Consider the following 14,905-nt stretch of genomic DNA (forward strand, 5'->3'; position numbering starts at 1 on the left):
TCTACCGGATATTAACCCGGCGCAGGCACGCCGTAATCACATTATCAAACAATGCGCTCACCGTCAGCGGGCCGACGCCGCCTTTTTCTGGTGTCAAGTGAATGTCGGTGCGCGTCCGATTCGCCGGTGCCACGTCACCAACAATCTTGCCATCCTCCGAGGCGGTTCCTGCGTCAACCACCACCGCACCAGGTCGGATCATATTTGGCTGAATCAGTCCTGCCACGCCGGTTGCCGTGACGATGACGTCATATTCGTGTAGTCGCGATAAATCATCGCCTCTACTAAATACCGTTACGTCCAGTCCCGACGCTCGCCACATCCGCTCCAGCGGCGCACCGACCAGTCGTCCGCGCCCGACAATAGCCAGCTTCTTACCAGCTAGCTCCACACTATAGCCCGCCAATAGCCAATTGATGGCCATCGGTGTCGCCGGGTCAAACAGCGTTCGCTCAGAATTGAGGCCATCGACGTCTTTTTCTGGCGCTACCAATCGTACGATCTGCTTAGTCTGCTCTGGCTCAGCCAGCGGCAGCTGGACAATGATTCCCTGGACGTCATCACGTTGGTTCAGTGCCGTGATCGTCTCCGGTAGCTGACGAGTCGCCACCCGACAAATTTCTACCTCAATCAAAATATCCGCACCGTAGCGCTGCTTGAGGCGCATGTAGGTAGCAATGACTGGATTGTCCGAATCGGTGACGATGGCGAGGCGTGGCTGAATGTGGTGCGCTTGACGGAGCATGCGCACTTGCTTGGCCTGACGCTGCTTGATAAACGACGCGAGTTCTGCACCATTGAGAGATTTCATTGTTTGATTGTAGCAAATCAGCATGAGCACGTCGAGCACCTTGAGGATGGTAGCCGTCTGTGGTATAATCGGGAAGCTTGGCGGATGTAGCTCAGTTGGTTAGAGCGCTGGATTGTGGCTCCGGAGGCCGTGGGTTCGAGCCCCATCATTCGCCCCAAGCATTGTCCGTAGCAAAAGGCGCGACGTTATGTTTACCTTCACCGCTCATTATGCTATAATCTGGACTGATTGGGCCAGTAGCTCAGCTGGTTAGAGCACCTGCCTCTTAAGCAGGGTGTCGAGGGTTCGAGCCCCTCCTGGCCCTCCAAGGAATTATCAAACCCCAGTTTGTCTGGGGTTTTTAGTATGCCTGGTAAATCATACTGTTTATGAAAATGGATTATAGCCGCGTGAAGGCGGCTCTTGAAATCGAGGCGATGATGGTGACGGACAACCGGTACCGCCCTCGCTAGTGGGGCGAGGCGGCGGTGTATTTTGTGCCGATGACGACGGCTCCGCTTGGCGCAGTGAATTACCCACAAAGGTACGATTGGAAAGCGGAGCGTCGCTAGTCGTGTCATGGTCTTCCGCTATATCGCCGGTGCTTGCTGATGGTACATAACCACGCGCACCCAGCGCTGATGACTGATAATTCCCGATCCGCTGGCGATCGCAGTTGCGGTCACTCACTCGACGACTTCGACCGGTATTACCAAACGCCGGCTGCGTCCGTGGCCGATGCGCCATTAACCGCTGAACTAACCGACGCGACATTCGCGGTTTACCACTAGCATCCATATGACCCTCCTTCGATCATTCCTGGCGCCCCGAGTAGGATTCGAACCTACGACCTTAGGCTTAGAAGTCCTCTGCTCTATCCAGCTGAGCTATCAGGGCATGTTCACATTATAGCATCTTTCTGGTACAATAGTGCAAGCTCGCGGGTGTAGTACAGCGGCTAGTATGCAAGTTTTCCAAACTTGAGATGGGAGTTCGATTCTCCCCACCCGCACCAATGTAAGATAATTTCAATCCGCGAAAAAGGGCATCATGGGTTCATATTCATACACAAACACTTCACCATACCAGCCACAGGACATCGAAGACGCCTCCGAGTTTTATGACGTGATTGAGCGCAGCAGCCTGACGCATCAACTGTCTGAGTCACGGCCGTACGTTTACTGGACAATGGAAATTTATGACAAAGCCAACGGCATTAAGGGCGGCGGCGGTCTCGGTGTTTTGGCGGCAGATACTCGACGGGTGGCCGAAAAGTTAGAGGTACCGTTTGTGGTGGTTACGCCATTTTATCGTAGCGAGTCGCACCAAAAAATTACCGACCTCGCACAAACTGAATACGTTGAGAAGGTCTCGCCCCAAGAGTATGGCTTTCATTATATTGATGAGGTTTCGGTTAGCTCCGCCGGCTTTCCCGATGCTAGCCTCAGTGTCTTTCGCAAGACACTCGGCTCAACTCAATTTGTCACCATCTCAGAGCCAAACTTTGGACAATTGTACGAAGGAGAAGGCTCGGGCGATCACCGACTCTACCAAGAAGTAGCGCTTGGGTTTGGCGGCTATAAGGCCCTGAAGCTGCTCGGCATCAAACCAGCCGTCATTCAGCTCAATGAAACCGCAACAATTTTTGCGGCACTGGCTCGGCTGGACGAGCTATGCGCCAACGGCATGAATTTATATGAAGCAATTGTTTACGTCCGCAAACACACGCTCTACACCAACCACACTCTACTCCAGGCAGCTGAACCGGAGTTCCACCGCTCGCAATTTGAAAAATTGGTACTGCCAAACCTCAAAAGCAACGCCGTGCGCTGCTGGCTGATGGAGCAATTTCGTAATGATCGCCTGCGACCAAACTTGTTGGCAATTGAGCTAACCGAAGCCAAAAACGGCGTCAGTAAACTGCACGCCCACGTGGCTAATTTCCGCGACCGCAACAACGACAAAGTCAAATTCCATGCCATCACTAACGGCATTGACCTCGAGACATGGGTGCTACCGGAAATTCTGCAGGCTTATCGCGAACATGCCATTATTGATAAATTTGGCCTACCGACCGAACAGTGCCAAGAGGCGATCAGCGGGCTATCAGCCGCCACTATTCGATCACTCAAGCGTACTGGCCGGCTGGAATTAAATCGAGTTCTCGCCAGGCGCAAGGATCAATACAACAACCCAGTTCACCTACCCGAGGACGCACTGGTGTTCGACTTCAAGCGGCGATTTGCCAATTACAAGCGACCACATCTACCATTTGAACGCCCGGAAGTGCTCAAGCAGATTTTGCTTGATAGCAACGCTCACTATATTCTTGCCGGTAAGGTTCATCAGGGCGATCATGATATGTATCAGCAGCTCCTGACCATCCTCAAACTCGTCGATAGCGACCCTGTCCTGCGTGAGCGTGTCCACTACATCCAAGATTACGACGAGACCCTAGGACGAGCGCTGGCGATTGGCTCAGACGTTGCTATCAACGTGCCGATCATTGGCCTCGAGGCCTGCGGTACATCATGGGAAAAAGACATTGCCAATCTCAAGCTGCTTATCTCCACCAGTGACGGTGGCGTTGCCGATATCAAGCCAATCGCCTGCCTCGAGGTGAGCGGCGTGAGTCTAGAGGATGAGACCACCTCGCTCTACGCTAATATGCGGCGGGCGGCACAAATTATCGCTAACGACGAGCTACTGACACAGCACATTCATCGCCAGCTCACAGCCTATCTACCGATCATATCGGGTGCACGAATGCTCAAGGATTATCTCAAGTTTCTGTTTCCTGCCCGTCATACAACCAAATAGAGCCGATAGCAGAACACTCCGTAGCTACTCGGTGATAACTTCAATCTCTGCACCCAGCGAATTAAGCCGCTGCGCTAGTTCCTCGTAGCCGCGATTAATTGAATACACATCACGCAAGATTGACACGCCCGGCGCCGCTAACATGGCGAGCAGTACCACAACCGACGGCCGCAGCGCTGGCGGCGCCACAACATCAGCGGGCTTCCACCTGGTCGGGCCAGTGATATACACCCGATGCGGATCAACCAGCTCAATCTGCGCATTCAATTTACTCAGCTCGGTGAAATAAATCGCTCGCTTCTCATAACTCCAATCGTGCACCAATGTCCGACCTTTAGCAACGGTCGCAATCAGCCCCAAGAACGGCAAGTTGTCCATATTAATCCCCGGAAACGGCAGCGCGTGAATCTTGTCTTTTGGCGCAATCAACCTAGAGTGTTTCAGCGTGATATCCACCAAGCGAGTACGACCGTTGTTGGCTGCATATTCCTCACTTAACTCATATTGCAAACCCATTTCCGCCAGCGTTGCCAGCTCAATTTCCAGAAACTCAATTGGCGCCCGGCGCACCGTGATTTCTGAGTCAGTCACCACGGCCGCCGCGATAAAGCTCATCGCCTCGATCGGGTCTTCAGACGGGCAATAATCAACCGCTGTATTGATGTGCGACCGGCCCGTGATTTTCAGTGTCGTTGTACCGATACCCTCAACGCTCACGCCCAATTTCTGCAAAAAGAAACACACATCCTGCACCATATAGTTTGGGCTCGCATTGCGAATAATGGTGGTGTCCGGAGACAGTGCCGCCGCCATGATAACATTCTCCGTCACGGTATCGCCACGTTCAGTCAATAAAATTGTCCTATCGCCTGTTGTTGGATCGACGCGCGCATGATAATATTCGCTCTCAGCGTCCACCTGCATCCCAAAGTGCTTTAGCCCTGATAGGTGTGGCTCGACCGTGCGCTTGCCGAGGTTGCATCCACCAGCAAATGGCAGCCGAAAATCATGATATTGATGAAGTAGTGGGCCAAGGAACATGATCACGGTACGCGTGCGCTTGGCAGCAGCGATATCCATGTCCTCCAGCCTCAGCCGCGCCGGTGGTATAATCTCCAGGTCGTTCTTTCGCAGCCAACGGGTTTTAACGCCAATTGAGTTGAGCACCTCAATGATCCGGTTAACCTCCTCGATACGTGCCACATGACGCAGCGTCGTTTTTCCCTTGTTGAGCAAGCTGGCACAGAGCAGCCCCACGGCCGCATTCTTGCTCGTTTTGACCGATATATCACCAGAAAGTTTTTTACCGCCATGCACCCGAAAGTTCATTTTGCCCGAGTGATTGAGCGTAACGATGTTACAGTTGAGCACATCGCTAATCCTCACTAGCATCTCGACACTAATATTCTGACCGCCGTTCTCGATGCGATTGATGGCACTTTGTGATGTACCGATGGCCTCAGCTAGTTGTGTCTGTGTGAGGCCTTTGCGATTACGATTTTCAGTGATAATAACGCCGATTTTTTGGAGATAGTCATTCATACTCATAGCGTACAATATATCACACATGATATATGTTGTAAAGTGCTATAATAGAAGAAAAGGAGGGAGTGTCATGCAAGATACGCAGGTCGCCGATTTAATTGCGGCAGAAATAGAACGGCAGCAGCTGGGGATCGAAATGATCCCAAGCGAAAATTACGTTTCAACTAGTGTACTCAAAGCGCTGGGCAGCGTCTTTACCAACAAATATTCTGAGGGTTACCCCGGACGACGCTATTACGGCGGACAAGAAAACACCGACCAAATTGAGCAGCTGGCGATTGACCGCGCTAAAAAGCTATTCAAGGCCGACCACGCCAATGTCCAGCCGCACTCCGGCGCCCAGGCCAACGAGGCGGTGTATTATGCGTGGTGCGAGCCTGGCGATACCATTCTGGCGATGGATTTGGCGCACGGCGGCCACCTGACGCATGGCGCGCCAGTCACCCGCTCAGCCCGCGAATATAACTTTGTCCGCTACGGCATCAAGGATGTCGAGACTGGCGAAATTGACTATGAAGAAATTCGCCGCTTGGCGCTGAAACATCAGCCAAAAATCATCTTGGCGGGCTTCTCGGCCTATCCGCGCGAGCTAGATTACACCAAGTTTGCCGAGATTGGCAACGAAGTCGGCGCTATGTTGATGGCAGACATGAGCCACATCGCTGGGCTGATCGTCGGCGGCGTAGCCAAAAATCCGTTCGATTATGGCTTTCACGTTATCACCACTACCACGCACAAAACCTTGCGCGGCCCGCGCGGCGGCTTGATTTTGTCGAGGGGCATAGCCAGCAATCCTTTGAAGCGGCCGGAAAAAACCTTGGAAAACTTGCCAACACTGATCGACCGGGCGGTCTTCCCTGGCACCCAAGGGGGCCCGCACATGCACACCATCGCTGCCAAAGCAGTCGCCTTTGGCGAGGCGCTACGCCCAGAGTTCACGGAATACGCCCAGCAAATCGTTAAAAATGCAGCCGTTCTGGCAGATGAACTAAAGCGCGGCGGCTTGAAATTAGTAACAGGCGGCACCAGCAACCATCTAGTGTTAGCGGACATCTATGGCAGCTTCGGCATTGATGGTAAAACTGCTCAGGAGCGGCTAGAGGCCAGCGGTATCACCGCCAACGCCAACGCCATCCCCAACGACACCCTACCGCCATTCCGTCCAAGCGGCCTGCGCCTCGGCACGCCAGCACTCACTACACGCGGCATGACAGAGGCGGAAGTTAAACAAATTGCCAAGTGGATTATTGCAGCGATAAATACAGAAAATCCAGCAGAATACACAAAAATTAAGCAACAAACTACTAGCCTTGCAGCGCGTTTTCCGCTACCATATAACTAATACTAAATAACTTGGGGGGCAAATCAGAAATGATTTCTTCAAACAAAACTAAAGGTTTCACATTGGTTGAGCTCTTGATCGTTATCGTGGTCATCGCTATCTTGGCTGCTATCTCGATAGCAGCATACAATGGTGTATCCAACAAAGCTCGGGATAGCGAGAGGTTAGCCAGCGCACGCGACATCATCAATGCTGCCGCCGTGTACAACTCAGAAAAAGGCCACTGGCCGACAATAGCAGAGCTGGGGTCATTTAATACGATTAGGTTACCTGACCAGGTAAAAAGTCGCCTCGGAACTACCGCACCAAGTCCAACCGATAAAAGCAAGTATCTATACGAGTTGTGCGGAACTGCTCCAAACGTTACCGGAGCAAAAGTTACCTACTGGAAAGAAGCTATTGATGGACACGAAGCTCACGAGAAGATAGTCAGTAGCGGTAGCGGTTGTTAAAACAAAGAGACAAACAAACTGTTATGCTGCTCGTATAAAAAGCCCCGGTAATTCCGGGGCTTTAGTGTAATAATACTACAGTAAGCTTACTAGCAGTTGCTACCAGTAGTAATCACCTGCTCGTGCTGAGCACTTCCTTCGATAATATCTTTCCAGTAGGTAACTTTAGCACCGGTGTTGTTATTGTTTGAGTCCTGACAAAGTTCGTATTTGTACTTACCCTTATCGTTTGGACCTGGGGCAGTGTTGCCTATATTATCCTTCGCATTCTTTGATAGCTTAATCGTATCAAATCCCTTGATTTCGGTATCCGTTGGCCACTTATCCTTTTCAGAATTATATGCAGCTGCTGCGTTAATAATGTTACGCGCATCGGTTGCACGCTCATCATCCCGAGCCTTATTTGTCACACCATTGTACGCTACAATCGAAATAGCAGCCAAGATAGCGATGACCACGATAACGATCAAGAGCTCAACCAATGTGAAACCTTTAGTTTTGTTTGAAGAAATCATTTCTGATTTGCCCCCTATTTTTAGTTAGTTATTATTGTAACTTGATTGTAACAAAGCGATTATAAAAGCGCAAGCATTTTACGAATAATTCCCCGATTCGACTCACGTTGGCCATAAAAACAGAGGTAGTACCTCAAAGCACTTCCTGCTCGAAACGGGCGTTATCCACACGACCCACCCGAACCCGCTATGGACACGAGGCGCCGGCAGTGCCATTAACAGCAACATTGATTGACTTGATGAGGCGCTGGCTGGAGTACTGGATATTTTCACCAGCAACGGTTTTAGTCACCCCGAGGCTGACCTTAAGCGTACCGTCGTTAATCTTGCAAACATTGAAATTGAGCACCGTACTGGTGTCGATGATTGTCTCGACCGCCCCATCCAGCTGCCAGATACGATCACTGGCACTCGGGCATGAGCCATCGTACATCGTCTTGCGCTTGAGCTCCGAGCCGCTCTGGAAATACTCAGTGGTATAGGTCTTGGCATCAGCGATAGCAACCGCTCCCCACGCCACACCGCAATCGCTTTTTTGGATCAGACGCCGCGTCGAGCTGTAGGGGTTGTCGCTGGTGGCGAGGCTATGCATACGCACGTATGACGAGGTTGTTCCCTCAAGCGTAGTGCTAAGCCGCACGTCTGCCTCAATCCGATCAAGTGCCGTTAGCACATCGCTCTGTAGCTGTGACCTGGCACTAGTGATCATTGATGAGCCAGTAAGGTTGATAATTAGGCCGATGATACCCGCCAGTACCAAGATAATGACTGGCGCAATCGCCAAGATCTCGATCAGCGTAAAACCTTGGCTGTGTTGTCGCCGGTTAGAATTAGCCCGAAATATACGTCGCATGCACCACCTCCTGCGCTGGCGTTCCATAAGTAATAATCACTGCGACGCGAATCACTGCGACGCTGTTTGGCACTTTACAATATTCGACTCGAGCACGTACTGGATCCGGCAATGTTGGCGTGGTCGGTGGTGTCACGTGTTCAGTCTTGACCGCACCGCTGCCACAAACTTCAGACACCGTTTTGTACAGGCCGCGTTCACGCAGAATGCTGTATCCGATACTAGCGGCCTCCGACGTACGGCGAGCCTCAGTATTGCGCGCCAACACCGCCCCATACAGTTGGTAGCCGCTCATTATAAAGATCCCGGCGATAATTAAGGTGATCATCAATTCGACAACGGTGAAACCGCCCGCATGCTTTAGAGACGTTTGCTGTTGAGTACTTGCCATTTACCCGGCTCCTTTGTTTCTAAATGATAAAAAATCGTATAGCGCCGACAGGCCGTACCTATCTCGTCACACACGCCACCGTAAACCCCAGCAATGTAGACGTACGCACCGTTCGGATAATTAGTAATCTTGGTGTTTTCGTAATCATCCTTCTTGGCAAACAGCTGACCCACGTTAGCGATCGGATTGACACCGAATGTACCGTTAATCGCCGAAATAAGGCGTTCTCGATCCAGTGGGCCGGTCTTGGCGGCACCACCCAGTTCGTCAAACGCCGCTGCAAACTGCGCCGCAGTCATCTTGCCAGCACCGCTGGCGCCAGAAACATACGCCGGATAGCCGCCAGCAGGCTTGATGACGTTACCGGCACTGTCGCGAATTTCCCGTGGATAGACGCTCTCGAGATAGTTCTGCAAGGCTAGTACATCGGCCTCACGCTCCTTATCGCGTGCCGCCGCCTGATAATTACGAAAACTCAATGTTGCGAGCACCAGTAGAATTGCCATGACAGCAATAGCAATGATCAGCTCGACTAGCGTAAACCCCCGTCCCTTCATACCCCCATCATACTCGGAAATATGCATAAGCGCAAGCGTTTTGGCGCTCAAATTTCCAACGGTTCTTGCTGGATCTGGATGTGGAACTTATCGTAGACTGACTGGATGATGGTGTCACGTGCCGCCGCCAGATCGTGGTAGCTGGTCGCCGACTCATTGATCAATACCAGCGCGTTCTTGTCGTGCACCCGCATGCCGTGAAGCAATGCCCCCTTGAGCCCAGCCTGCTCGATCAACCAGCCCGTTGGCACCTTGTGTCGGCCGTCCGGCATATCATAGGATGGGGCATCTGGATACCGTTCACGAAGTTCATTCAGTTGCCATGATTCGATCAGCGCGTTCTTGAAGAATGAGCCAGCATTAGGTCGCTCGGTCGGATCAGGTAACTTATCAAACCGAATCGCCATCACCGCGTCGCGGATCACCTGCGGCGTAAAGGTCGTGATATTCATGTTGGTCAAATACCGCTGGAGGCCGGCGTAAAATGGCGGTTTTGGCGCTGCGTGATGGAGCTTGATGGTAATTGAGAGAATGCAGTAGCGGCCGCTCGCCTCACCACGAAAAATACTATGCCGATATGAAAACCCGCATTCCGCTGCGCCTAAGGTCACCACCCGGTCAGTCAGTGAGTCGTACGCCTCTAGCTCAGTGAGCACATCAGCAACTTCCTGGCCATACGCACCGACATTTTGCACCGGCGCAGCGCCGGCTGTACCAGGGATGGCCGACATCGCCTCAATGCCGCTCAGGCCCATGGTAACTGTACGCTTAACCACCTCATCCCATATTTCACCCGCACCAACCTTGATCGTTGCCGTCTGGCCATCATCAGTCAGCACTTCAAACCCCTTGATTCGATTGAGCAGCACCGCCCCCTCAAACCCTTCGTCGCGAGCGATGACATTACTACCGCCGCCCAAGACAAAGATCGGTATACCTTGCACCTTGGCACTTTTATATAATTCTCTCACTTCATTCACCGACGTCGCCGACGCCATAAAGCGTGCTGTGCCACCGAGCTGCATCGTCGTATACTGTTGTAACGGAATATCTGTTCGTATCTCCATGTGATACATTATATCATTTCTATTTAGGCGCGGTGCGTGGTATAATACCCTCGTGTGCACCCGTAGCTCAGTGGATTAGAGTACTTGGCTTCGAACCAAGGGGTCGCAAGTTCGAATCTTGCCGGGTGTACCATGAATTTCGCGCTTTTCCACCGGACCTTTTCCTATCAGCGCGTTAGTTATGCCCCGTTAGCTCAACTGGATAGAGCGTTGGTTTCCGGTACCAAAGGTTGCAGGTTCGATTCCTGTGCGGGGTACCACTATACTAGACGATACCCTGGTCGATGACGGGGTATTTTTGTTGGAATTCCTCAGTTGTTGGCAATGCCAACTTGCCATTCGTCATATCGTTAATTGTACCTTGAAAATGATCATACGCCTCGTGTATCGATAGACTGGGGGTGATCATCTGCGGTAATTTATGAATAAAGTCCATTGCCCATTCTATTGCTCGCATACAGATGCCTTGCTCACCTTCACCAAAACTCATCAGCGTTTCTCCGCTCAGAGACCGCATCAACTTATCATGAAATACTTTCGCTGATTGACACTTAATTTCTGCTTCGGTAACGGTCGTGAGGCGCTCTATCGTGGCATCAAACTCGCGCCGCGATTGTCGTTGCTGTTCTTCCCGCTCTAGTCGGTCGTGTGTCTCTTTCACACCATCGAACAGCTGCAAGAAACAGTCCGCCAAATATTCATCAGTATGACTCTCACGCGCGTCCAATTGACCATCGTTAGTTTTTATGCCCATGCTAGTACGAACTTCCAGTGCGGCTCGTTCGCGCCGTATCGCGTCATACTCTTGTTGGCACTCTTGGCACTTCTTGGCAAACATAAGGGCGTCCGAGTTATATCGCGGATCTCTAAATATAAACCGAATAATATTATTGATAGTTATTATCTGTGCATCAAATCTAAAGTTAGGGTCGACTCTGCTCGTCTCCCAAAACCACTGCAGACTAGATACCACCGGTGACGGCTTGCTCGCTCGCGCCTTGTCAATAAGGTCGAGGTTAATGGTAATGTTGTCGGGGCGTTCATGTATTACCCGACTAAGTTGTTCTACCTGCCCCTCAAGCCATTTTCTTTCAGTCAGTCGAAAACCAATCGACCCAGCCGCACCACCCACAACAGTCCCAGCTGTCGTCAGAAATGGCTCGCCAGAACCTAGCCATGACATACCTCCACCAGCGACAAAGCCGCCAAATCCGAGAGCACCCATATCCCGTAGTGTTAGCCTAGTATGTCGATCTTCCCGAGCTATATCTTCAAGTTGCTCGACGATATTCACGAGCATAGGATCTTGGCATATGGTAACAAAGCCCTGGCTGGAGATGCGGCCGTTATATTCAACCCTCTCAGACCCGGGGAGATCAAGAAAACACCCCCCTACAATTACCCCGTCCGCGATAACAAAACAGGAGTCCTGCACCTCTCTTGAAAGCTTCGGGTCAACCAATTCTCCATCCTCTAGCACCTTAATAGGTGTTAATATCTCCACACCCCCTCGCGGTATGGCACGACGTGTCCGCTGGGTTAGTTGCCCACTTTCATCAATAAAACCACCCTCCACAAGCCCCTCAATTGAATGAGGTGACTGCTTTTTAATCTCATTTCCACGACCGGGAAACTCCATACTACTCTTAGCCACGTGACTATTATACAATAATACAAATATACTTGCAACCCTACTGTTCAAGCGACATCGGTGGCGCGCCCGGGCCTGGGGACACCATACTGCTACCATTAGCCGCCTCGCCGACCACCGCTCGTATCTGCTCCGCCGTGATAATCGTCGTTGAGCCCGGCGCGACGGTGCCAACCAACAATTGTTTGGCGACGGTATTCTCGACAGCTCGTTGCACCACGCGGCGCATCGGGCGAGCACCGAGGCGCGGATCGTAGCCAGCGTCGACCAGTAATTTTTTACCCGCCTCTTCGACGGCGACTTGGATTTTTTGCGGCGCCAACGTCCGATTGATACCAGCCAAAATGAGATCGACGACCTGCAGCAACTCTTCTTTGCCCAAGGGACGAAATAGCACGATTTCATCAAAGCGGTTCAAGAATTCCGGACGAAACAGATTGGCATTAATCAGCTCGTTGATAAATGTTTGTTCGAACTGCTCCAGTTGGTAGCCACGCTCGATGTATTCGCGAATTCTCTCAGCACCAGCATTTGACGTGGCGATAATAATGGCGTCACGAAAACTAATATCGCGGTTTTTCTCGTCGCGTAAAATTCCCTCGTCCAGTAGCTGCAACAGTGTCGTGAGCACCTGCGGATGGGCCTTTTCAATTTCATCAAGCAACACCACCGAAAACGGCCGCTTCTGTACCTGGGCGGTCAGGCTCATCGGATCATTCGCCCCATCGGCGATCAGCCGCGCCACGTCCTCGGCCCGCACAAATTCGTTGAGATCCAGCCGGATTAGGTTGCCCTCGCCACCAAAATAGATATCCGCCAGCGCCTTGGACAGCTCGGTTTTACCGACACCAGTTGGTCCGAGGAACAAGAACGTGCCAATCGGCCGATCAGGGTTACGCACGCCGGCACGCGCTCGCCGGATCGCATCAGAGATGACGCTGACGGCACGCGTTTGATTGATCATGCGCTGATGGATCAAGTCTTCAAGGTTCAAGAGTTTTTCCCGTTCGTCATCAGTCGAGGCGGTCGCGATCTTGATGCCCATGGTTTTTTCGACCGCGTCATCGACCGACTGAGCTGTCACCAGACCGGACGACGCATAGTGAGCTGCCGCCTCCAGCACCTTGAGCGCCCGACCCGGCATCGCCACGTCTTGGACGTACCGCTCGCCGACGCGGTAAGCTTCAGCGATGGCTTGATACATATAGGTCACTTTATGGCGATGTTCGAGACCAAGCAGCTGATCACGCATAATTCGCACCGTCTCCTCGGGTGACGACGGCTCGATAACGATGGTATTGAGCGCCGTCGCCAGCTGGGCGTTGCGCTGAGAAATCTGCAAATAGCGCTGACTATCCATGGTCAAGATAATTCGCAGCCTGCCCGCCTCCAAAATTGGCAGTAACAAATTACTCAGATCAACTGAACCAACGCCCTCCTCGAAAAACAGCTGGGCATTATCGAGGCACAGAATCACATTCTTTGATAAAAATGCTTCGTTGAGAATCTGCGTCACCAGTCCTTCTAGCTCGCCCCGACCGGCTGCCGCCGAAATCAGCGATGAGGCGTCCAGTAGGAAAATCTGCCGATAGAGCAGCGACGACGGCACGGTTTTATGTCCATCAATGAGCATCTCGGCGAACGCCGCCACGACCGTACTTTTGCCAGCCCCATCAAGCCCGACCAGCGCCGCATTTTGCCGGCCGTTCGAGCCAAAAATTGTCATCAATTGATCCAGCGCCGCCTGATGAGCGTCCAGCTGCGCGATCATCGTCCCACCCGATACCTGCAGGCTAAGGTTCTGGGCGAACCGGCTCAATAGCGGCGTATAACCAAACGACCAGTCGCGAGCGATACCACCGGTGTGAAGCGGCTTTTGCTTGAACTGCTCAATCAACGACTTGAGGCGCTCATACCACATGATGCCGCCCAATACATCGCGAAAATCAATTTTCAAATTCGCGAGCAAGGCATCATGATTCGGAAATTGCTCAACAATCGCCGCCGCCAACACCGCACCTGTTACCTTCGGGCTATTGGTGTCACGCCAAATTCGCAGCGCCGATTGCCATACAGCTGGCGTATTATTGGGATCATCCGAAGCGATATTCGCCAAAAAGTTCGGTGTGAGGCCCAACCGCACCCCGAGGAATTGCCCGGCCCGCGACTGACCAACCGCCAGCGCGATCTCTTTTGGCGACGGCCGCTGGCTCAGACGACCCAGCACATCCGCCGCCATCACATCATCAATCGTCTCCACTCGCACACTCACTGCCATCGTCTTGAGATCGCCCTGCCACCACACGCTGAGCATCGCCAATAGCCCCACGAGGCCAATCATCAACCAGCCAATCGGCCCGTGCTTGATCAATAGCCAGACACCACCCAGACCCAACGCAGCAGCGACGAGCACCACTAGCACATGCCAAATTGTACCAAACCGCGCCGTAAACCGTGCCTTTTGCGCCCGCAAGCTGTGATAGCGAAACTCCGGCCGCACCTCGTTCATGCCAAAACCCTCATCTGCCACAAGATAATTCCTATCACCGGTGTTACGGGTAACAGCGCCCACACCACGATACTACCGACCGCCCACACCGCCCGCAGGCTGATAACTACCAGCCCCGCAAACAGCACCAAAAGCCGCACCACCGCACCAACTGCCCGTGAGAACAGTCGGTCGAAAAAGGCCTGCATCTTGACAGCGAGCGGCGCCTGAGCACGAACTTGCCCTGCGGAAATTTGGCGAAATGGATCGAACAGCGTCCGCACCAACAAACCGATTGAGAAAAAATCAGCTGTCCGCAACACACCGAGACCAACGCGCTGCATATGCCGCCGCCAACCTGCGCCATACCACCACTGGAAAATACCCACCAAAAACATAGTTCTATTGTAGCACACTGCTTGGGCGCGGTATAA

At 52.3% G+C, this 14,905-nt stretch carries 14 protein-coding genes and 6 tRNA genes; 8 read left to right on the top strand and 12 right to left on the bottom strand.

All coding sequences use genetic code 11. The features are described 5' to 3' along the window. Window position 1: 1 nt before the first annotated feature. The gene (locus GWK77_03490) at window positions 2-811 is read right to left on the bottom strand and encodes a hypothetical protein (protein QHU93213.1); all 810 of its coding nucleotides are present in this window, start codon (window positions 809-811) and stop codon (window positions 2-4) included. Between the two features lie 80 nt (window positions 812-891). Here GWK77_03490 and GWK77_03495 point away from each other — a divergent pair. Both GWK77_03495 and GWK77_03500 read left to right on the top strand, forming a co-directional pair. Next, window positions 892-968, top strand: a tRNA-His gene (locus GWK77_03495). A 73-nt stretch (window positions 969-1,041) separates the two neighbouring features. Next, window positions 1,042-1,118 (top strand) — tRNA-Lys (locus tag GWK77_03500). Window positions 1,119-1,177: 59 nt separating this feature from the next. Here GWK77_03500 and GWK77_03505 read toward each other — a convergent pair. Beyond that, entirely contained in the window at window positions 1,178-1,588 is a 411-nt protein-coding gene (locus GWK77_03505) for a hypothetical protein (GenBank protein ID QHU93214.1), read from the bottom strand. A 22-nt stretch (window positions 1,589-1,610) separates the two neighbouring features. Then, a tRNA-Arg gene (locus GWK77_03510) sits at window positions 1,611-1,687 on the bottom strand. Between the two features lie 43 nt (window positions 1,688-1,730). On the opposite strand from GWK77_03510, the gene GWK77_03515 reads away from it, so the two are divergent. Together GWK77_03515 and glgP are read left to right on the top strand one after the other, a co-directional pair. Further along, window positions 1,731-1,805, top strand: a tRNA-Gly gene (locus tag GWK77_03515). Window positions 1,806-1,840: 35 nt separating this feature from the next. Continuing rightward, complete coding sequence (glgP, locus tag GWK77_03520; GenBank protein QHU93215.1) at window positions 1,841-3,610, top strand: alpha-glucan family phosphorylase; 1,770 nt, start codon at window positions 1,841-1,843, stop codon at window positions 3,608-3,610. A gap of 24 nt (window positions 3,611-3,634) precedes the next feature. On the opposite strand, the gene GWK77_03525 is transcribed toward glgP, so the two are convergent. Further along, complete coding sequence (locus tag GWK77_03525) at window positions 3,635-5,158, bottom strand: UDP-N-acetylglucosamine 1-carboxyvinyltransferase (GenBank protein ID QHU93429.1); 1,524 nt, start codon at window positions 5,156-5,158, stop codon at window positions 3,635-3,637. Window positions 5,159-5,225: 67 nt separating this feature from the next. On the opposite strand from GWK77_03525, the gene GWK77_03530 reads away from it, so the two are divergent. Both GWK77_03530 and GWK77_03535 read left to right on the top strand, forming a co-directional pair. Next, entirely contained in the window at window positions 5,226-6,497 is a 1,272-nt protein-coding gene (locus GWK77_03530; GenBank protein QHU93216.1) for an aminotransferase class I/II-fold pyridoxal phosphate-dependent enzyme, read from the top strand. Between the two features lie 29 nt (window positions 6,498-6,526). Further along, the gene (locus tag GWK77_03535) at window positions 6,527-6,949 is read left to right on the top strand and encodes a prepilin-type N-terminal cleavage/methylation domain-containing protein (protein ID QHU93217.1); all 423 of its coding nucleotides are present in this window, start codon (window positions 6,527-6,529) and stop codon (window positions 6,947-6,949) included. Window positions 6,950-7,038: 89 nt separating this feature from the next. On the opposite strand, the gene GWK77_03540 is transcribed toward GWK77_03535, so the two are convergent. The 5 genes from GWK77_03540 to murB all read right to left on the bottom strand — a co-directional run bounded on the left by GWK77_03540 (window position 7,039) and on the right by murB (window position 10,332). Further along, window positions 7,039-7,464, bottom strand: a complete 426-nt coding sequence (locus tag GWK77_03540) for a prepilin-type N-terminal cleavage/methylation domain-containing protein (GenBank protein QHU93218.1) — start codon at window positions 7,462-7,464, stop codon at window positions 7,039-7,041. A 187-nt stretch (window positions 7,465-7,651) separates the two neighbouring features. Beyond that, window positions 7,652-8,317 (bottom strand): hypothetical protein, encoded by a 666-nt coding sequence (locus GWK77_03545; GenBank protein ID QHU93219.1) that lies wholly within the window; start codon window positions 8,315-8,317, stop codon window positions 7,652-7,654. Next, window positions 8,295-8,708 carry a prepilin-type N-terminal cleavage/methylation domain-containing protein gene (locus GWK77_03550; GenBank protein ID QHU93220.1) on the bottom strand — a complete coding sequence of 138 codons (414 nt, stop codon included), beginning with the start codon at window positions 8,706-8,708 and terminating at the stop codon, window positions 8,295-8,297. The genes GWK77_03545 and GWK77_03550 overlap by 23 nt, the downstream gene beginning before the upstream one ends. After that, the gene (locus GWK77_03555; protein ID QHU93221.1) at window positions 8,678-9,265 is read right to left on the bottom strand and encodes a prepilin-type N-terminal cleavage/methylation domain-containing protein; all 588 of its coding nucleotides are present in this window, start codon (window positions 9,263-9,265) and stop codon (window positions 8,678-8,680) included. Before GWK77_03555 ends, GWK77_03550 begins: the two co-directional genes overlap by 31 nt. Before the next feature lie 47 nt (window positions 9,266-9,312). After that, window positions 9,313-10,332: a UDP-N-acetylmuramate dehydrogenase gene (gene murB / locus GWK77_03560; GenBank protein ID QHU93222.1), complete on the bottom strand. Its 1,020-nt coding sequence runs from the start codon at window positions 10,330-10,332 to the stop codon at window positions 9,313-9,315. Window positions 10,333-10,388: 56 nt separating this feature from the next. Between murB and GWK77_03565 the strand changes: the two genes are divergently transcribed. Next, window positions 10,389-10,465 (top strand) — tRNA-Arg (locus GWK77_03565). 50 nt (window positions 10,466-10,515) lie between these two features. Then, window positions 10,516-10,592: transfer RNA gene (locus GWK77_03570), tRNA-Arg, on the top strand. Between the two features lie 5 nt (window positions 10,593-10,597). Here GWK77_03570 and GWK77_03575 read toward each other — a convergent pair. Genes GWK77_03575 through GWK77_03585 form a run of 3 tightly spaced genes read right to left on the bottom strand, consistent with a single transcriptional unit; the run spans window position 10,598 to window position 14,869 of the window. Continuing rightward, window positions 10,598-11,986, bottom strand: coding sequence for a hypothetical protein (locus GWK77_03575; GenBank protein ID QHU93223.1), 1,389 nt, complete (start codon window positions 11,984-11,986; stop codon window positions 10,598-10,600). 37 nt (window positions 11,987-12,023) lie between these two features. Beyond that, window positions 12,024-14,513, bottom strand: coding sequence for an AAA domain-containing protein (locus tag GWK77_03580; protein ID QHU93224.1), 2,490 nt, complete (start codon window positions 14,511-14,513; stop codon window positions 12,024-12,026). Next, window positions 14,489-14,869 (bottom strand): hypothetical protein, encoded by a 381-nt coding sequence (locus tag GWK77_03585; protein QHU93225.1) that lies wholly within the window; start codon window positions 14,867-14,869, stop codon window positions 14,489-14,491. Before GWK77_03585 ends, GWK77_03580 begins: the two co-directional genes overlap by 25 nt. Window positions 14,870-14,905: the final 36 nt, after the last annotated feature.

The sequence above is a fragment of the Candidatus Saccharibacteria bacterium oral taxon 488 genome (assembly GCA_010202645.1).
Lineage (GTDB): Bacteria > Patescibacteriota > Saccharimonadia > Saccharimonadales > Saccharimonadaceae > Nanosynbacter.